The 19,529-nt window shown below is 60.5% G+C and carries 11 protein-coding genes; 8 read left to right on the top strand and 3 right to left on the bottom strand.

From position 1 onward, the window contains the following. The first annotated feature begins 69 nt into the window (after positions 1-69). The 6 genes from Mal65_RS04570 to Mal65_RS04545 all read left to right on the top strand — a co-directional run bounded on the left by Mal65_RS04570 (position 70) and on the right by Mal65_RS04545 (position 7,509). Entirely contained in the window at positions 70-1,059 is a 990-nt protein-coding gene (locus tag Mal65_RS04570) for a prenyltransferase/squalene oxidase repeat-containing protein (RefSeq protein WP_145294120.1), read from the top strand. Beyond that, positions 1,049-1,753 carry an ABC transporter ATP-binding protein gene (locus tag Mal65_RS04565; RefSeq protein WP_145294118.1) on the top strand — a complete coding sequence of 235 codons (705 nt, stop codon included), beginning with the start codon at positions 1,049-1,051 and terminating at the stop codon, positions 1,751-1,753. Before Mal65_RS04570 ends, Mal65_RS04565 begins: the two co-directional genes overlap by 11 nt. Before the next feature lie 182 nt (positions 1,754-1,935). Next, a complete protein-coding gene (locus Mal65_RS04560; protein WP_145294115.1) occupies positions 1,936-4,722 on the top strand; it encodes a leucine-rich repeat domain-containing protein in 2,787 nt (928 codons plus the stop codon). Beyond that, on the top strand, positions 4,722-4,982 hold the full coding sequence (locus Mal65_RS04555) for an RNA-binding S4 domain-containing protein (protein ID WP_145294112.1): 261 nt from the start codon (positions 4,722-4,724) through the stop codon (positions 4,980-4,982). Before Mal65_RS04560 ends, Mal65_RS04555 begins: the two co-directional genes overlap by 1 nt. Before the next feature lie 180 nt (positions 4,983-5,162). Then, entirely contained in the window at positions 5,163-5,813 is a 651-nt protein-coding gene (locus tag Mal65_RS04550; protein WP_196784560.1) for a hypothetical protein, read from the top strand. 367 nt (positions 5,814-6,180) lie between these two features. After that, on the top strand, positions 6,181-7,509 hold the full coding sequence (locus tag Mal65_RS04545) for a tetratricopeptide repeat protein (protein ID WP_196784559.1): 1,329 nt from the start codon (positions 6,181-6,183) through the stop codon (positions 7,507-7,509). Positions 7,510-7,539: 30 nt separating this feature from the next. Here Mal65_RS04545 and Mal65_RS04540 read toward each other — a convergent pair whose 3' ends face one another. After that, a complete protein-coding gene (locus Mal65_RS04540; protein ID WP_145294109.1) occupies positions 7,540-9,318 on the bottom strand; it encodes a hypothetical protein in 1,779 nt (592 codons plus the stop codon). 320 nt (positions 9,319-9,638) lie between these two features. On the opposite strand from Mal65_RS04540, the gene Mal65_RS04535 reads away from it, so the two are divergent. After that, positions 9,639-11,360 carry a BBP7 family outer membrane beta-barrel protein gene (locus Mal65_RS04535; RefSeq protein WP_145294106.1) on the top strand — a complete coding sequence of 574 codons (1,722 nt, stop codon included), beginning with the start codon at positions 9,639-9,641 and terminating at the stop codon, positions 11,358-11,360. Positions 11,361-11,939: 579 nt separating this feature from the next. Then, positions 11,940-17,009, top strand: coding sequence for an Ig-like domain-containing protein (locus Mal65_RS04530; protein WP_145294103.1), 5,070 nt, complete (start codon positions 11,940-11,942; stop codon positions 17,007-17,009). Between the two features lie 39 nt (positions 17,010-17,048). Here the strand turns inward: Mal65_RS04530 and Mal65_RS26340 are convergent, their stop codons facing one another. Continuing rightward, on the bottom strand, positions 17,049-19,022 hold the full coding sequence (locus Mal65_RS26340) for a DUF4129 domain-containing protein (protein WP_165701065.1): 1,974 nt from the start codon (positions 19,020-19,022) through the stop codon (positions 17,049-17,051). Between the two features lie 234 nt (positions 19,023-19,256). Continuing rightward, positions 19,257-19,481 carry a DUF4339 domain-containing protein gene (locus tag Mal65_RS04515; protein WP_174820133.1) on the bottom strand — a complete coding sequence of 75 codons (225 nt, stop codon included), beginning with the start codon at positions 19,479-19,481 and terminating at the stop codon, positions 19,257-19,259. Between the last annotated feature and the right edge of the window lie 48 nt (positions 19,482-19,529).

Raw genomic sequence — 19,529 nt, 5'->3', positions numbered from 1 at the left:
CCTTTGACGACGACGCCACAGTCGCCCGGCCCGATCTGATCAAAACTTCCTCTGCTGATCGACCGCGTTTTGTCCAGCCCCACGTCGACCTATCTGCACGAACTGACGCTGCGACTTGCCTTGGGTGCCGCAAACCTGGACGCATCGCTGCGAAATCGCCATGCCGACTGGCTTGTCCGCCAACAACAAAGCGATGGCGGGTTCGGCGGTCGCGAAGGCGAAAGCGATCCCTATTACACCGCATTCGCGGTTCGTTCACTATGGATCCTGGGGCGTTTGGACGAAGCGATCGGATCACGTTGCGGGGAATTTTTGCGCGGACGCTTGGCCGGTCGCGAAGGGATCGTGGATCTAATCTCGCTGATCTTCGCCGCGGCGGTACTGGAACTGGCTTCCGGCGTGGTCGTCATCGATGACGATGATGACACATGGCGAAACAACGTCGATCAATTGCTGTGTCAATTGCGGACCAGTGACGGTGGCTTCGCCAAGAGCCCCGAAGGCCGCGCCGGCAGCACGTATCAAACGTTCCTGTCCGTGCTCTGTTACCAACTGTTGCAGCGCCCGGTCCCCGAATCCGACCGGGTGATCGACTTCATCCATTCACAGCATCATCCCGACGGCGGCTTTCTGGAGATTCGCGCGGCGAAACGAGCCGGTGTGAACCCGACCGCTGCCGCGATCGGAACGTTGAAGGCGTTGGACTCGCTTGAGGTCGCCGATCATGGGGACACGTTTGAATTCTTGGCCCAGCAACAATCCGACGAAGGCGGCCTGGCGGCCAATACCCGCATCCCGTTTGCGGATCTGCTGAGCACCTGCACGGGGCTGATCACGTTGATCGATCTGGGGCTGGATCCCGCCCGGCATCGCAACCTGATATCACTATCTAGAATCAACGCCTACGCATTGTCGATGCAGGCCGAAGGCGGATTCCACGGTTTCGCCTTGGATCAAACCGCCGACGTTGAATACACGTTCTATGGTCTGGCCACGTTATCGTTGGTCGCGATGACAGGGCTGGATTCCCAATCCGCCGAGGACCGGAATGTCCAATGACCCCACAACGACGCGGACGACATCCGAACTTGTCGTCCGCGATCTGTGCAAGAGCTATCCGACCCCCAGTGGTCCGCTGCATGTCTTGAAAGACTTATCGATGCGGCTGGATGCTGGTCAATCGGTTGCCGTCGTTGGGCCCAGTGGAAGCGGAAAAAGCACGCTGCTGCAAATCCTGGGCACGCTGGATCGTCCGGATTCAGGCGAGTTCCTGATCGCCGGCCGCGCACCCTTGGAATTGTCGCCGCGCCCTTTGGCGGCATTCCGAAACCAAAACATCGGCTTTGTTTTCCAAGACCACCATTTGTTGCCGCACCTGAATGTGATCGAAAACGTCTTGGTGCCGACACTGGCCGCCGGGCGCGTCGACGATACGCGGCAAACCAAGGCGATTGAGTTGCTGGATGCGGTCGGACTGGCCGATCGACGGGGACACTTGCCCGGTCAGTTAAGCGGCGGCGAGCGCGAGCGTGTGGCGATCGCCCGCGCGTTGCTGATGGAACCGTCGTTGATTCTGGCCGATGAGCCCACCGGGAACCTGGATCGGCGGACTGCGGAAACCATCACCCGGCTTTTACTGGATCTTCAAAAAGCCAGCGGAGCCATTCTTGTGACCGTGACTCACAGCGAAAAACTGGCCGAATCCATGGACAGCCAGATGGAATTGGTCGACGGACGGCTGGTCAGCCTTTGAGCCGGCGTCACAATCGTCACAGGCCGAAAGTTCGCACGAACGAACGCACCAGGAACCCCATCAATCCCCGACTACCCCGGTCGAGGTAAGTCGCGATGAATTAAGCTGCCGGACGATCCGCAGCCAGAGCGACAAGGGACGCGGCCGTTGCAGCCAAGAAAATGGGGTTTAAATAATTAGCGATGAGTAGTCGACGCAGCCGTCGCCGCAGGAGCCGAGGTTCCAGTCTATTTCGTTGGCGCCGCTGGAAGAATCCGATCCGGTTCGACCCGTCGGCCAGCGATTATCAGAAGGCAGCTTTCGAGATTGCTTTGGCCGTCACACTGGCACTGTTGGTGATTTTGAACTTGCCGTTCCAGCACGTCGCCGTGTTGACCGAAGGCCAGTACGACGCATCGGCCATCGAGTTTCCGATCAATGTCAGCACGCTGGAACCACCGTCCAAAGCGGGCTGGCCGTTCTCGTTCTATTCGGGTCACTCCTTCGGCGCCCAATCGATCGGTAAATGGAACCTGTTGAAACTGGCCGCTGATTTTTTGGTGGGCGTCGCACTGATGGTCGCCGTCGGTTTGTATTTTTGGCCACGGCGTCAACACCTACGACGCGCCAAACGATGGAAACGCAAAGCCACCTATTCCGTGGCCACCGCAGCCGCGGCGATCGCCATCTTTGCCTATTTTGCGGTGCTGCACGCCCATTACCTGTCCGATCAATCGGCCGCCAAGAAGTTGCGAGAACGCGGGCAAGTGGTCCAAATGGCATTTTTGCCAAGGATCGTCGCTCCGATCACTCCGGACTTTCTGGCACGTTCACGAATGCGGATCGTCTTGGCCAGTTTGGCCAAGCCGGATGACGACCTGCTGGACTTGGCTTTGCAGCAAAATGAATTGCGTTCGCTGCGGTTGTTCAGCGGCACCTATGACGAAGCCAAGCTTCGAAGGCTGCCGACACTGCGTTACCTGCAGGACCTGTCGGTTCGAAAACATGGCATTGCACCGGAGACGCTGGAGACTTGGGCGAATTGTCGAATCCTTTCGCAGATCAATTTGTCCGACTGTCCGGTTAGCGACGATTCGCTGCGTCCGTTAAGCCAGATCGAACGCATCAGCCGCCTGTGCTTGCTGGGGACCGACACGACCTACGGCGGCATCGGCGACGTCAAATCGTTGCGTCGCCGGATTCGTGAACTGATTCTGGAGTGCCCCGAATACGGCAGCGAGATCATTCAGGTCCGTGAATGGAGCAACCTGCGTCGCATCGCGCTTTTGCGGCGAAAAAATGGCACCAACCCCGATGTGCTTTCGATGTCCGTGGCGGACTGTCCGACGTTGGAATCGATCCTGGTTTCGCCTCGACAAAGAATCAGTTTTAGCGCCCGTGATCTGAGCGTTTTCCGTGGCGTCTACGCGGTCGACGACGTCGATTTGGGCAAGATCGTCCGATTCCGTGGCCCCAGCGGTCCGCCGGAGATCACGACCGCCGGATCCGATGGCAAACCATCACGCCCGCTGGCCCCCTGGGTCACCAACACATCGCTGTTCGACTGTGACGGATTGGAATCGCTGGTCTTGGACGCAAAATCGATCGGGATCTTCACAATCGAAAAGTGCAAAGATTTGAAATACTTGGTTCTGCTTGGATCCAAAGCGGGCTTGAGTCGCGACGCGGATGTTCCGCCGATCGATCGTGACGTTCGGCAAAAACTGCTGCAATCGTTGGCCGAGTTCAAGGATCCCGAACAGGTCGCGCTGCCGGGAATGAAACTGGACGACGTCAAGCTGGAACCGCTGACCTACAACGTCAACATCAAGCGGCTGGATTTGACCGGCGCCCAAATCGATTTGGCCAGCATGCGAACGCTGGAATCGATGATCGGGCTACAAGAGTTGAATCTGACCGCTGTTCCGTTGACTCCGAAAACGTTTGCCTGGATCAATCACGCATTCGCCAGTTTGGTCCGGCTGACGATCAGCCCCGAAGCGGCCAACGCCCTGGCATTTTCCGATCACGAGCATTTGGCCGAGATCCGCATCGGGGATTTCCAATCCATGCCGACACAGGTTTTGGGTTTGGTGCGTTTGCCGCGTTTCCGAACGCCGATGCTGTTGTCCGACCAATCACGCGAAGTCCGCATCAAGGACGTTCCGGAGCTTGGCGGGCTGGGCATCCCGAACCAGTGCGAATGCGAAATTTCCGGTGTCAAAGGTTTGCAGTGGTTCGCCAGTGGCGGCACCAATTGCGATGACACGTCGGTGTCCGAAGTTTTGCAGGCCGATCAGATGAAACGGCTGGCGATCATTCGTCCGGTCGCTGCGGCGGATTCGTTTGGCGGCATGAAGCAGATGAAACTGCTGCGTCAGGTTGACATCACGGGCTGTCCGCTGGGCGATGAATTTTTGAATTCGTGGGACGTCCCGGCATCGTTGAACACGCTGGTGCTGGATGAATGCCTGATCAGCGATGCCGCGATTCCCAACCTGTTGTCTTGTGGACAGTTGCAGGGCCTGGGACTGGCCAAGACCGATCTGTCGGAATCCATGCTTCAAGCACTGGGACGATTGGAACGTTTGAAGGCTCTTGGATTAAGCGGATTGGATCTGGACGGGATCGACGAAGCGGGGCGTCCCATCGGATCACCCGCATTGGAAAGCTTTGCGGGATTGGAAGAATTGCGTTATCTGGACCTTAGCGAATGCAAGTTGCCGTCCAACGCGATCGACGTCTTGGCGAAGTATCCGGCGCTGCGGGTGGTCAATTTGCGGGGTTGCGGTTTGTCCGAAGAAGCCTTGCAATCACTGCGTCTAGCGAAGCCGGACCTGTTGCTGGACGACGCTTTGGAATCGCACGACTTCTTGCGGCTGCTGCATCGTCCCGACGATCGCGACGATTCAGTGCCCGGATATTCCATGCCCGATTTGGACCGATCCCAGTTTCCCGCGCGGGATGCGTCGGATCGTGATGACAGCTGATGCCCGATTCTGATGACACCCCACGGTCCGATCCGCCCGAAACCACACCGGTGCCCCCGGCCGGCATCATTCGGCTGGACGACGTGCTGAAACGCAGCGGGTTGGTCGGCACCGGTGGCGAAGCGAAACAGTTGATCCAATCGGGCGATGTCACGGTCAACGGCGAAGTCGAAACACGTCGACGTAAACAGTTGTCGATCGGTGATGTCATCGAATTCTTTGACCAACGCATTGTCGTCACGCCACTGGAAGACATGTGAACGCCTCGTCCGCAGGCCCCCATCTGGGAAACTGTGCCGATTGACTACGACTTTTCGCTCGGGCAACCGGATCGTGGTTTCAGAATTTCGATTGTTAGAAAAGGTAGCCACCCGCGCCGGTCGATTGCTTGAACGTAGGTGATTGGACCCAACCCACCCCTCGAACGGAATCGATGCGGTATGAAAACCCAGTTCTCCGCCAAAGCCGCCGTCTTGACGCAACGATTCGGACGGATCGGATTGACCCGCCGCACAGTGCGTGTCTTGTTGCCGCTGACGCTGATCGTGCTGGGTGCATCCACCGCGTCGGCGGATTGGCACAGTTTCTGGCACAGCTTCCACATCAAATACGCCCGCAACCGTGCCTGGCCTGAACCGTTCACCGAAGTCGACGCGGCACAGACGATGGCACCGTTTGAGGTGATGAAACACAACGGGTGGCGGGCCCACAATACGATCGGACACGACCTGTTCCGACGGGGTGATGGTGCGTTGTTGGCGGCCGGACGCGAGCGTATCAAGTGGATCGCGACCCAGGCCCCCGAGCAACGCCGCGCGGTGTACGTCTTGCAAGGTGAAAACGATCAAGAAACGCAAGCCCGCGTGACTTCGGTCCACGACATGTTGCAGCGTTTGCACTTCAACGGTGCACCGCCACGAGTCATGGTGACGCACATCGAACCGCCGTCCGCTCCCGGACCTTGGGCGGAAAAGATTCACCGCGAATGGCTCAATCGCTTGCCCGCACCTGTCCTGCCGTCGACCACGGCGGCGGGAACATCGGGCATCACCACGGCCTCCGGTGCAAGTGGTGGTTCATCCGGCCCGTGATCGCGTGACGGGTTCAACCAAGACGTCTTGATCGGACGACCATGGCCGCGGCCGCGTTTCCCAGTTTTGGTAACGCGGTCGCGGCCTTTTTGGGTTTGTGTGGATGTTTCACGCGGTGCGCCCGTCGATGCTGTGTTTCCACGGCCCACCCCGCTGGGTGACGGTTCGGCATGACCGTGCGGGCGGTGGACGCGCAGACGGCGTGATCAAACCGCAGGAAAATTCTCACGCGTCTTGGCACAAAGAACCCGTTCAGGCTGAAGAATCAATCTGATTGCGTCGATTCCTACCAACGGTACAAATCGCGCCACGTTATCCAGGATGGGCAGCGTTCGCGGTGACGCGTCGCCCGGGGAATCGAATTCGCATGAAGAAGACTATTGCAACCAAACGCAGCACCGGCGTTCGCCGTGCGTGGCTGGCCTGTCTGTTGGCTTGTGGCACGGTGGCAAGCACCGGGTGTTCGACCGGCGGCATGTCGCTGGCATCGATGAACCCGTTTTCGCGAAAAGACACCACCGGTGCACCCCCGGTCGGATTCGACGGCAGCGAAGCGATTGCCAAGAAAGAGGAAAAGAACGTCTTTTCGACGGTCAGTTCGTCGACGCGGAATGCATTGAGCAAGACCGGACAATCGATCACCGGTGTGTTCACCCGCGATCAGGCCGAGGCCAATGGTGAAACGATTGCCGAAGACGATCCGCTTAGCCTGACCAACGAGCCGGACGATATCAGTTCGGAAGTCTATGTGGCCAACGGTCAGCTTTGGGAATCGACGGGGAACTTCCAGCGTGCGATGGAAGCGTACGACCGAGCCTTGGAAACCGATCCCAAGGATGCGGCGGCTCTGGCCAGCGTTGCCCGGCTGCATTTCCGGCAAAACAACCACACCGAAGCGGCCAAACACTTTCACCAAGCGATTCAGCAGAACCCCAAGGACGCCGGGCTGTACAACGATTTGGGGCTGACCCTTAGCCGGTTGGGCCAGCACGGCCCCGCGGTCCAAACGCTGCAACAAGCCTTGAATCTGGCACCGGGAACGTCGCGATACGTGAACAACCTGGCCAGCGTCCAGTTCGAATCAGGCGATCCCGCAGCCGCCATGAAGACGTTGGCGGAAGCCAATCAACCGGCCGTGGCCCACTTCAACATGGCGTACCTGTTTTATCGCAAGGGGCAAGTGCCCCAAGCAACCCAACAGTTGAATCTGGCGATGAAGTACGAGGCGGATCAGTCGGCTGACCCGTCCACGCGAAAGGCCGTCGAGCGTTCCAAGGAAATGCTGGCCCAGATCCAGCGTGGAACAACGCCCGGCAACACTCCCGCACAGCCGGGACAGCCGTCATGGCCGGGAGCCAGCGATCCGGAAACGCGTATTGCTGCGGCACCCGCGACGCCCACGGCGACCGCGCCCGCCGCACCTGCCCAGACGGTTTCCGCGCCGAAAACCGATGCGACAGGCCAATTGCCGACGTACCGGATTTCGCCCTACGGCGTGACGACGGTCCCGGCATCGGCCACCACGCCATCGCCGCAGCCAGCGGCCGCCCCGACGGCACCGGCTCAAGCTCCGACGACTCAAGCGGCACCGGCTCCGACCACGCCGACCGCGAACACTCAGGCGCCGCCGGCCGCATCGCAACCGTCGCCCGCCACTGGTGGGACCGAAGGCGGATTCGCTTTGCCACCGGGCTGACCGTCTGCTGTTGGGTCGGCACGGACCAGGCTACTGGGTCGTCAAGATTTCGCCCTGGCTGCCCGTCACACGGACGTCAATCTTCGCTTCGGCGGCGACGTCATGGACCAGCGTGACCAGCTTGGCAACGCGGTCACCCAAGTCACTGATCCGCTGCGACGCCTGCTTGACGGTGTCGCGTCGTTGCCGGATCTCCGCTCGCTGGCTGCCCGATAGCGACGACATTTCGATGCGATCAATCTGGGCCAGAAACCGGTCCAGCTGCACCGCTTGGCTGGCCACCGTTGCGGCATAAGCCTCCATCTGGCCGGTGGTCACTTCCAGCCACGGCGTCATCGGCCCCAGCCGAACGGCATACCGTGTCCGCACACTCATCTTGCTGCCGGTTCGGACATCCAGCCTGACCGCCAGCACGGGAAAGCCGAACCCGGCGGCCGGCAGGACTTCGGCATCGCTGGGGAATAAAGCCACCACACCACGGCAACGCCGGGGCGAAGCGTCTGCGATGGGCATCACCCAATGCGGGCTGACCGAATCGGGGGTTCGCACTTGGATTTCCAGCGTGGTTTCACGATCCAGATCCGCGGTGGAAATGTCAAAAGCATGCGTCTGGTCGGTCGAATCCAGCACGACGGCGATCGGATCGACGGGTTCGGCATCGCCTCCGGTCGCAGCGACGGGCAGATCGTCGGCGGAATCCTGTGGCATCTCATCGCCGTCGTCGACACCGGATTCTTCATCCCAGTCCGGCGGCAATGCCGTGGGATCGGCGACCGATTCACCCATCGTTTGGCCCATGTTTCCCGGATCGGGCAACACGTCGCCGCTGGACGACAGATTGGGACCGGTCAACAGGGGATCGTTCAGCCCCATGGTGTCGGCCGGGTCTGGCGGCGTTGCGGTGTCGTCGCCTTCGGCTGTCGGAGTGGAACTCAATGCGGGCGGCGTTAGATCCAATCCCGGTATCGGGCCGCCTGCCAGCAATTGCCCGGTCAAGTCGTCATCGTCACCGGGCACATCGGCCGAGTCCAAAGTTCGTGGGACGGCCGCTGGTTCGTCAAAGGATTCGACCAGCTCCATCGATTCCTGCGGCTCCGGCCCAGGGTCGGTCGAATCGATCGCGTTGGTCGACGCCCGGGCATCGGCCGGTTGCGTTTGGGAATCCGACGTCGGCGATGCGGGTCGTGTGGCGACGTAGCCCACACCGGCGATCACCAGCGTCGCCGCCGCAGCAGCCCCCCACTTCCCGGCGGACGATTTTCGGCGTTTTCCAGGCGATTCACTGTCCGTAACATCGGTCGTTGGCGTCGTTACGTCACCCGACTGAGCGAACGTCCAGGGCAGGGCATCGTCGGTGCCGGCCGAGTTTTCGTCACTGGCATCCGACGCGTCGTCGTCCGTCGGAAATGCAACGTCAGCCGGCTTGGTGTCTGCGGACAAGCGTTCCGCCGATCCGGCCGTTGAAATCGGTGTCGCATCCCCCGCGGAGTCGGCCACGCCCAGCGATTCGGCGAGCTTTTGCAACCACAGCCCGGAATCGGCAGCATCGATCGGACGCTGCGTGTCGGCCGGACCATCCAGGTCGGCGGAGACCGACAGCCGGCCGTCGCGCCGGATCGCCAAGTGGTCCCACGCATCTTTACCCGGCGGATGAATCGCGAAAACGGGATCCGATCGGTCGCGATCGGCCAGATCGCGGACCCACCGCTGAGCGACCGCTGGTGGCGGCGGCCCGAGCCGATCGATGGTCTGACGCAGGGTTTCGCGGGCACCGTTTTCGGCGGGACGGAGCGGATCAGAACGGGTCATCAAGCAGCTTGTTTCCAGGCGAAATTTCAGACCAGCCGCACTTCGCCCCGGCGGCGGGCGGTAACGATTTTAACGGCGGGCGACAAGAGCGATTGGCAGGACCGGAAAACTTTTCCCACCCGGATCTCGCGGAATAACCGAATCTCGGGGTCAGTTCGTGCCGATAAGTCCGCCTGAAGCGATTATTCGGCAACCGCCGCGACGTGCACCCACAGGACGTGGGTCTGTGCTCGGCGTCCCTGTCGTCAGTCGTATGGAAAAGCCTTCCGGATTTCGGGGGCTTCGCCAAGGGGGGAAACATTCGTGACGACCTGTGTCACGTGAGCATCGCTGAACGGATTCGGCGACGCCCGCGTGGCCGGTGCATGCTGCGACGTGATTCTCTGCTGGGCGAAGACGTGACCGGGCGCACATTTGTGGCGGCGGTGGCCGCGGAGACGTTTGCGATGCAACGAATGACTCAACAGAAACGATTAAACAGAGTGGCGAAGCCGAAACGGATTCGTCGTTGGTTGGGCGGCGGGATCATGGCGGTCATCGCCGTGGCTTGCTTTAGCACCGCAACGGCGTCACATCCGTCCGACCCGTCATCCGAAGTGGACTTCCTGGGCAGCGGATTCGCCAGCCCGGCCGGCTTGATGATGGCCCCTGGTGCTCCCAGCGGTGTCATGACGGCGGGAGGCATGCAGCCCATGGGACCGGCGGGCGTCCGCCAAGTCGGATTGCTTCAGGGCGGCCCCGGCTGGCTGAACTCCGGCTGCGATTCCTGTGATTCCATGGGATGCCAAAGCTGTGCCGGCGGCCCGATGATGGGCTGTGGCATGTGCGGCGGCGGCGGTTGCGGTGCCTGTGGCGGCGGCATGGGGTGTGGCCCCATGGGTTGCGGCCCGATGGGCGGCGGCTGTGGCATGTGCGGCGGTGCAGGCTGTGGTGCCTGTGGCGGCGGGGCATGCGGGCCGGGCGGCTTGATGGGCAATATCCCACGCTGCAACACCAGCACTTGGGACGCCCTTCGGTACCACTTGGGAACGTTCAATCCGGCCGCGGTTGTGGCTTGGATGGCCCCCTACACCGACGGCGGTTGCTGTTCGCAACGCTGGTACGACGTGTCGGTCGAAGCCCTGTTCCTGGGACGCAATACCAGCAGCCTTGGCAACGGCGGCGTGATCACGCGGCAAGGTGCCGGCCTGGGCGGCCCCGCCGTGTTGACCACCGACAACCTGGATGGTGGCGACCTGGAAGCCGGCATTCGCATCAGCGGTGCTTGGATCTTCGGCCCCGGCGGTAACTTGGAATTGACCTACATGGGCGGCCAAGAATGGGGCGGCTACGCACAGGTCAACGGAACCGACTTGTACAGCTACATCACCGATTTTGGCACCGACCCGCCCGGCGGTCTGGACGATGTCGACCGATCGACCATGCAGGCGGCTTCGTCGTGGGGCGATTTCCACAGCGGTGAATTCAACTACCGTCGTCGCACCGTCGGACCCTACTGTCGCTTCCAAGGATCGTGGCTGTTCGGTCTTCGCTACCTGCGATACGACAACGGCCTGGGCATCAACACGCTGAACGCCTCCGCATCGCCCAACGACTTCTTCAACGGCAGCGACGCCGTGAAGAACAATCTGTTCGGAGCTCAGATCGGCGGCGACTTGTGGTGGATGGTCATGCCGGGCGTCAGCCTGGGCATCGAAAACAAGTTTGCCTGGATGAAGAACGATATCGATTCGCAACTGACCGTCAGCTCCAATTCGCTGAACAACGGTGGTGCGGGCACCCAATCGTTCGCCCGCAGCGTCGACAAGGGCACCCTGGCGTACGAATTCCAGACCAAGTTGGTCTATCGATTCAGCCACAGCTGGTCCTTCCGATCGGCTTATTACCTGATCGCCATCGACGACGTCGGCCGGGCAGCGCTGGACGGCGACTATCTGCAGAACTTCGCCGTCACGCCCATCGCCAGCGGCGTGGACCCCGGCATGGACATCGGTTCGGTGGTCGTCCAGGGCTTCTCCTTCGGTACCGAATACATCTGGTAGCAACGGAAAACCGTCCGACGCTCCCCGACGTCGACGAACCGCCGACACCAACCAACGACGCGGCCGCGGGTTTTCCCGTCGCCGCGTCTTTTTTATTGCCACGACGCGTTGCCGCCGCGGATTAGACTGGCCCCCGTATTCGTCAGTGCCGCGGCATGTCCTGCAGCGTCTGGCCCAAAGATGCCCCACGACGGGGAGCATTCCCGCACCCCGATCCACCGGGTCCGAACCCCGGCGGGGGTGTAGGTTGTGACGAATTCACCGATTTAGCGGTGGATCGGGGAACTTTGGCCGGCCGACTACGTCGGACTTCAGGCTGTTCGTTGACACTAATACGGGTGCAACTAGAATCGCCCTTACCGCTTTTCTATCCACTGCATCTACCCCAAAGTGCCACAGTCGCTCAGTGATTCGATGTCACTGGTCACTCTGTTTCCCTTACCGGGACTGATCGACGCCGCACTCCGGGCCTATCCCCCTTCCACACAATCGCGACCCGATCGGCAAATCCGGTTCACCGGCCCCCACGAAGCCGCCGTTGAATCCGATCCTTGCCGTGACGCTTGGTAGAGACCCTCGATGATCAAACGAAGTGATTCGAAAATGCTGTCCGACAACACTTCTCGGCGAATCAATAAGAAGCGTCGCCGGGCCAAGGCGACCGGCAGCCAAGCGTCGGTGCGATCACGACGATTGTTAATGGAAGGATTGGAACAGCGTCAACTCTTGGCGGCGGAAGTCGTCGACATCCCGACGGTCGACCCCGCCTTGTTCGCGCCGCAAACGCCGATGAACGTGGGGACGGTTCCCGCCTTTACGGTGAACGAACCGGAACACCTGGGCGGTGCATCGAACGACTCCTTCGCCAGTGCGACCTTGTTGCCATTGGGCACGCTTCCCGGACAAGAACCGGTGATCGATGTCCAAGGATCCTTGCCGGTTTCGGCGACGGTCCAGGGCAACACGACCACGGACATCGATTTCTACGCGGTTGACTTGCGTGCCGGTGACATTTTGGACATCAGCGTCCTGGGTGCCGCGGGCCGTTTCAACGTGTTCTATGACAACGGCGCCCTTTGGTTCGGTTCCACCACCCAGCGATTGGGCGGCCCGGACAATTCACCGCTGATGACCCAGGGCAATGCGGTCGCCGCACAAGTGGTGCCGGAAGACGGACGCTATTACATCCAGATTTCGCCGTCCAGCACGATGTCGTCCTACGACGCGGGGCTGCGTGTCCACCGGCCGATCTCCGAAAGCTTGCCGGTCGGTGCGCAACAGATTCTGTACCTCGATTTCAACGGTGGCTATTTCCCTGGCACCATGTTCGGGCTGGGGACGCCCAACTTGATCGATCTGCCGGGCCTGCCCGAATCCGCCCCGCTGTTGAACATTGACATCCGTGACATCGATTCGCAAAACGAGTTGATCGATGGTGTTTTGGCGGAAGTCGAACGCGGCCTGGGTACGATCGCGACCAACGGAGGCAACGGCGACTTCAATGAAACCGGAGTCCCGGGCCAATACGCCGTCACCGTGCTGAACAGTCGCGACCACGCCGACCCCGGCTTTGACAACCCGTTGGTGACTCGAATCATCGTGGGTGGTGATTCGACCAGCAGCGGTTTTGCCACCATCGGCCTGGCCCAGTACGCCGACGTCGGCAACTTCGATCTCAGCGACACCGGCTTTGTCTTGCTGGACCAAATCTACGCCGCCGCCACGGCCTTTACGGTGGCCCCAACGGCCAGCGAATTGGACGTCGTCGCCCAGTATCTTGGGTTTGTGGTCACTCACGAAGCAGGCCACCTGTTCGGGTTGGAACACACCAATGGTGACAACCTGATCGGAAGTATCTCGGATGAAGGCCCAGGATCCTTCAGCGCCGAAGTCGCCACCGGTGTGGGACCGGACCAAATTTACGGCACCATCGATGACACCACGTTCGGCTTTGTCACCGACCAATTCAGCACCACCGAAGGCATCCTGATCGGTTATCAGCGTTCGGCCGAAGCGTTGGCCCACACCGTGGTCACCGGCACTCAGGGTGGAAGCATCACCGGCACTGTCTATAACGACCAAAATCGTAACGGATCGCTGAACAACGAACCCGGAATCGGCGGCGTGCCGGTCTTCGCCGACATCGACGGCGACGGTGAACGTGATGAACTGGAACCGTTGACGGTCACCGCCGCGGACGGGACCTACAGTCTGTTTGTGTCCCCCGGCACGTACAACGTCACGGCACTGATCCCTGACACCTTGGCTCCGATCACTTCACCCGCCCGATCGGTCAGCGTTTCGTTGAACCAGTCGGTCGGTGGCGTGAACTTTGGCGCCGTTCCGGTGGGCGAATCGTTCACCGGCCGCGTGTTCTATGACGACAACGGAAACGGCCAACTGGACGACGGCGAACGAGCTTTCCCCGGTGTCTATGTCTATGCCGACTTGGACGGCGATGACCGTCCCGACCTTGGCGAACCGCACGCCAAGAGCGGCGCCGACGGGACTTACACGCTGAACTTCCCCGCCGCGGGCACCTACACGGTCCGTGCCGTTGCCGAACCCGGTTTGGAATTGACCTACCCGGCCGACGGCGAACACGAAGTCACCTTCAACGGCTTGGTGACCAACGGAAGCAATTTCGATTTCGGTTATCGTCAATCGCTTGACTACAGCGACGCGGCTGCCAGCTATGGCACCGCCGCCCACGGTTTGATCAGCGGTATGAACCTGGGCGACTTGGTCGACCGTGACTTCAGCGTCTTCCAAACCGCATTGGCCAACGGCGACGACTTGGACGGCGCCGATGACGAAGACGGCGTGTCGCTGAACGGACCGATCAGTCCGGGCAACCAAGCGTCGATCACCGTCGACGTGACGAACACCACGGGACTGGCTGGCTATCTGCATGCTTGGGTCGACCTGAACCAAGACGGCGATTTTGCCGATGCCAATGAAAAGATCGTCAATGGCGTGCAACTGGCCGACGGTGCCCACACGCTGACCTTTGACGTGCCCAGCAGCATCGCTGTTGGCAGCACCACGGCACGGTTCCGCTACGCGACCGAACCCACCTTGGGACCGACCGGGACCTCGGCCGGTGGTGAAGTGGAAGATTATGTCTTTGACGTGATCCAAACCAGCGGCGTTGCCGTCGATGACGCGTTCAACGTGCCTCGTAACAGCAACGCGTTCCCGCTGGACGTGCTGGCCAACGATTTCCAAACCGCCAGCAACCCGCTACAGATCGTCAACATCAACACCGCCGGTACCCAGGGCACGGTGGTGGTCGCCGGCGATGGCCAATCGATCTTCTACAGCCCCCAAAACGGATTCCTGGGCCAGGAAGAATTCACCTACACCGTGCGTGACAGCTTCGGCAATATGGAGACTGCCAATGTCACCGTGAACGTCACCTTCCAATCGGACGTTCCGATCGCCGTCGATGATACGTTCGAAGTCCCACAAAACAGCAGCGATCGCCCGCTGAACGTCCTGGCCAACGACTTGGCCAGCACCGCCGGCGGACTGACGATCACCGGCGTCACCCCCGGTTCGGCCGGCGGTATCGTTTCGATCATCAGCGGCGGCCTGTCGATTCGATACACCCCGCAGCCTGGTTTTGCGGGCACCGAAGAATTCACCTACACGGTGCAAGACCCCTCGGGCAACCTGTCGTCCGCCACGGTGACCGTCAACAGCATGCCGGGTGCCCTGAACGACGATGTGGTCGACTTCACCTTGGTCACCTCCGGCTTGAACGGTGATCCGATCACCGACATTCAGGTCGGCGAAGAATTCAACCTGACCGTCTTCGTCGAAGATCTGACCAACCCGGTCGCGGGTGATCCCGAAGGTTTGGCTTCGGCATTCTTGGACGTGCTTTACAACGATCAACTGGTTTCGGTGATCGAAGAAGCCGGCATCATTTATGGTCGTCCGATCTTCAGCAATCCCAATGGCACCGGATCATTCACCCAAGGTGACTTTGATACACCGGGATTGATGAACGAAATCGGCGCGGTTCAAACCGATCTGAACCTGCAGACACACGACGAAGCCGTCCCGCTGTTCACCGTGCGTTTGAAAGCCGTCGCGCCCGGCGTGGCCGACTTTGTGGCAAACCCCGCCGATGAACTGACCAGCGAAACTGTGTTGGTATTCAGCGACACCGCCGTTCCGGTTCGCCAACAACGTCTGGGATCGACCAGCCTGAACATCGTCAGCGACGGCCAGCCGTTTGCGACCGCGGTGGACGATGCCTTCCTGGCCCAGTTGAACGACCAAGGCGGTATCCAAATCGCCAAGGACAGCATCAATGCGGACATCGTCGCAGGTGCGACCAACCGCTTGAATGTCTTGGCCAACGACAGCTTCGGTTCGACGGATTCGCTTCAAGAATTGACCATCGAAGCGGCTCCTGGACAGGGCATCGTCAGCATCAATGACAACGGCACGCCGGGCGACCTGACCGACGATTACATCCTTTACACCTCCAACACGAATGCGTCCGGCTTCGATTCATTCGTCTACGGATTTGTCGCCGGCGACGGCGTCCGCAGCACCGCACGTGTCGACCTGACGGTCGGAACGATCAATGCGAACGACCTTTTGGTCGGTGTCGATCTGGCGATCGTGGATATCGACGGCAACCCAATTGCATCGGACGAATCGGTCGAGGTAGGTGACGTGTTCGGCGTCCAAATTGACGTCGATGACTTGCGATCCGCCCTGGATTCGACGTTCGTCTTTGCCGCCTACACCGATTTGCTGTACAGCCAAAGACTGGTCACTCCGGCAACGGACCCCGCTGACTTTGCCGGTCAGACGGACATCGATTTCCGACTGGGCTTTGCGGTCCGCTACGGCGATGAAGACGGTAACCCGTCAACCGGATTCAGCAGCACCGCGGCGACCGGCTTTATCGATCGCCCGGGCGTGATTGATGAATTCGGCACCAGCGACCAAGACAACAACCCGTCGCCCAGCAGCTTCACCGATCCGCGTCGTCTGGCCACGCTGTTCTTCGAAGCCACCGCTGATGGCACGGCAACCTTCACCAGTTCGCCTGCCGATTCGTTCCCCTTCAGCGACACGCTGTTGTTCCGACGCGATAATCCCGTCCCGACGACCCAGATCGCGTTTGATTCGACTTCGATCACAATTGGCGGAGGCGAGGGCGAATCGCCTCGCCAGAACTCGACGATGCCTGTCGATGTCAATGATGACGGCTATGTGACCGCCATCGACGCCCTGTTGGTGATCAACGAAATCAGCCGCGGCTCATCCAGTGCCGAAGGCGAATCGGCTGGTTTGGCCAGTCGCTACTTCACGGACGTGACCGGCGACAATCGCATCACCGCTTTGGACGCCCTGCGAGTCATCAACCACCTGAATCGCACACCGCAAAGTGGTTCGGCCGAAGGCGAAGCCGCTCCGCGGACCGCATCAGTCGTCACGCCTGCATCGGAATCCGACAACGACGCAGTCTTCAGTGAACTGGGCGGATCGACTCGCGTGGTCGGTGGCGGCGAAGCCAACGATAACTCCGTTGCCGTCCCGCAACTGACTTCCGACAACGCATCGGATGGCGATGACGACGATGATTTGATCAGCGTCTTGGCGAACGACTTGGGCCAGTTCTGATTCGCTGAAGCATTGGGTCGGCGTCGACCGCCGGCCAATCTATCTCAGGTGCATCCACAAGTCACGCGCGGCTTGAACGTCATCGGCGTTCGGCCGCGTTTTTGCATACGCCAGTCGGTTGTAGGCATCGACGATTCGGCCGAACGGCCCGACCAAGGGTGCCAGTCTCGCGTCCCGGGATGCCTGTTGGCGCAAGCGATGTGCAAATTCGCTGGGCGTTTCGTCATCACGACGGGGCGAGACGTTTTCACGCATCCAAGCGTCGGCCGCGCCGAAGGTGGTGGCGATGATACGCTCGGCATCATTGTCGCGGCCCAGAGGATTGCGAAACTCTGAAAATCGACGCGGCGGTTCGAGCGAAGCCGTCGGGTCGTTGATCAGCAATTGCTCCAACGCGTCAGGTGCGTCCGATCGGCCAGCGAAAAGGGATGTCAACCAATCCCAAAAACGACGCCCATGCCGCAGCAGATAGAAGCCCACAAAGGCCAACAGCGCTAGCGGTAGCAACCACCGCACGGCATCCAAAAGTCCACGCACCATCGAGGTGACGCCGCCAAACGATTGGCTGGATCCGCTTTGGCCGGACGAAGACGATTCGTTTGAATCACTCGCCTCCCGCTGATTTGCATCTGCCTCCGCCGACTCTTCTCCACCTGACTCTTCTCCACCTGACTCTTCGCCACCTGACTCTTCGCCACCTGACTCTTCGCCACCTGACTCTTCTCCACCTGACTCTTCTCCACCTGACTCTTCTCCACCTGACTCTTCTCCACCTGACTCTTCTCCACCTGACTCTTCTCCACCTGACTCTTCGCCACCTGACTCTTCGCCACCTGACTCTTCGCCACCTGACTCTTCGCCACCTGACTCACCGTCACCTGAATCCCCGTCACCCGACTCCCCGTCACCCGATTCCCCGTCACCCGATTCCCCGTCACCCGATTCCCCGTCACCCGATTCCCCGTCACCCGATTCCCCGTCACCCGATTCCCCGTCACCCGATTCCCCGTCACCCACCTTTCCCGCCGGCGCTCCTTTCTCTGGCCGCTGGCCGCCCACTTCCTTTTCCGGATCTTGATCTTCGGATGTCGATGCGTTGCCTTCGGTTGATTTCTTCGCGGCTTCCTTTCCCCAGCCGAACCGACTGGCGGCGAAGTCCTTTGCTTCGGCAAGCGAGATGGGCGGGTCGCCTCCCGTGATGATTCGCCCCGGCGTGGGCAACAGGAACGCGGTGGCCACGATCGCAGCCACCAGCAAGGCACCGCCGCCAAGCCACCCCACCGTGACATCGACGGGCATGTCCACCCCGCGTTGTCGCAGGTAACGCCGTAATCCCAAGAAGCTGGTCGTCATCAGTAAAGCCAACGCGGCAAACAGATAGACGCCCAGGAATGTCTGCGCCGATGCGGAGGCTTGCGGATCCGAAATCCACACTTGGCCCAACCCGAACAACGGCAACGCGGCCAGGGCCAAGTACATGACGGTCCGCCCGGGTTGGTGCGTGCGTCGTTTCTTTCGTTGATTCGGTTGGGTGGCGACGGAAGATTTCGGATCCTTCTTGGCCGAATCGCTACTTTGAAAAAACAGTCGCCCGCTATCGATCAGCCCTTCGCCGCTGCTGTCTTTGGATTCGTCGATCAGTGTGCAATCGAAGACAATGCGGTCGCTGAGATAGACGATCAGTGCGACCAGAACGAAACCGACCACGATGGATCCGACGAACTGCGAAAGCACCAACACGCCGGCCGCCGACAAAGCCACCATGTAGCCCATCGCGTATTTGCGGTCTTGCTCGATCGCCAACCTCGCGACCGCGACCGATCCCATCGTAAAAAACAGAACGACCCATTGGACGCGTCCGGAATAGCCGCCGCGGTACAACAACGTGCACACGAACAGTGTCAGCGCGCTGATCATCAAGAAGATCAGGACCGGAGCGACGGCAATCGCCGCGTAATCGGCTGCCGTTTTGGACCGCTTGATCAACAGACTCGGTTCCCGCCGCAAGTTCACCGGATCGAAACTGCGGCGATGGCATCGAACAGGGTTTTACCCCATCAGGTCGATCGTTCCGCACCGTCCGCAGGCCCCGCCTGACAACCAAGGGGGGCAACACCAAATCTTACTGCGGACGAACCTCTGGCGGGACGATGCCCGAATCAGAATCGGCACCGAAGAAAATCCGCGGTGGCTGTCGGCGTTTGCCAAAGTCGCGCCGCGGAAGTTGCGTGAAAGGGTGTCGGCCGTCTAGTTCAGCGATGCATCGGGATGATGTTTCCGCCAGCGGATCAACGCCGGCTTGATGCTGGACATCGGGACCCACTTTTCGCGAGTCTTACAACTCCGCAACATCGTCGACGGCAAAATCTTGCCGGCATCAATCCGGTGCAACAGATCCGACTCCGAAATCGGGCCGACTGTCTTGGCCGTGCGGAACCAACGAGGCTTCATGTAGAACCATTGAGCACTCATCGCAAATCACCCTGTGCTAGATAGACGATTCTCTCTTCTTTCGCGGCA

This window comes from Crateriforma conspicua, from assembly GCF_007752935.1.
In the GTDB taxonomy this organism is placed as follows: domain Bacteria; phylum Planctomycetota; class Planctomycetia; order Pirellulales; family Pirellulaceae; genus Crateriforma; species Crateriforma conspicua.
This window is presented reverse-complemented; position numbering and strand designations above follow the sequence as displayed.

What these genes read in the sequence shown, in the direction of transcription:
- Mal65_RS04540 (WP_145294109.1), bottom strand. Translation starts at nt 9,318, where the DNA reads ATGACCCGTTCTGATCCGCTCCGTCCCGCCGAAAACGGTGCCCGCGAA.
- Mal65_RS04515 (WP_174820133.1), bottom strand. Translation starts at nt 19,481, where the DNA reads ATGAGTGCTCAATGGTTCTACATGAAGCCTCGTTGGTTCCGCACGGCC.
- Mal65_RS04560 (WP_145294115.1), top strand. Translation starts at nt 1,936, where the DNA reads ATGAGTAGTCGACGCAGCCGTCGCCGCAGGAGCCGAGGTTCCAGTCTA.
- Mal65_RS04530 (WP_145294103.1), top strand. Translation starts at nt 11,940, where the DNA reads ATGATCAAACGAAGTGATTCGAAAATGCTGTCCGACAACACTTCTCGG.
- Mal65_RS04565 (WP_145294118.1), top strand. Translation starts at nt 1,049, where the DNA reads ATGTCCAATGACCCCACAACGACGCGGACGACATCCGAACTTGTCGTC.
- Mal65_RS04550 (WP_196784560.1), top strand. Translation starts at nt 5,163, where the DNA reads ATGAAAACCCAGTTCTCCGCCAAAGCCGCCGTCTTGACGCAACGATTC.
- Mal65_RS04545 (WP_196784559.1), top strand. Translation starts at nt 6,181, where the DNA reads ATGAAGAAGACTATTGCAACCAAACGCAGCACCGGCGTTCGCCGTGCG.
- Mal65_RS04555 (WP_145294112.1), top strand. Translation starts at nt 4,722, where the DNA reads ATGCCCGATTCTGATGACACCCCACGGTCCGATCCGCCCGAAACCACA.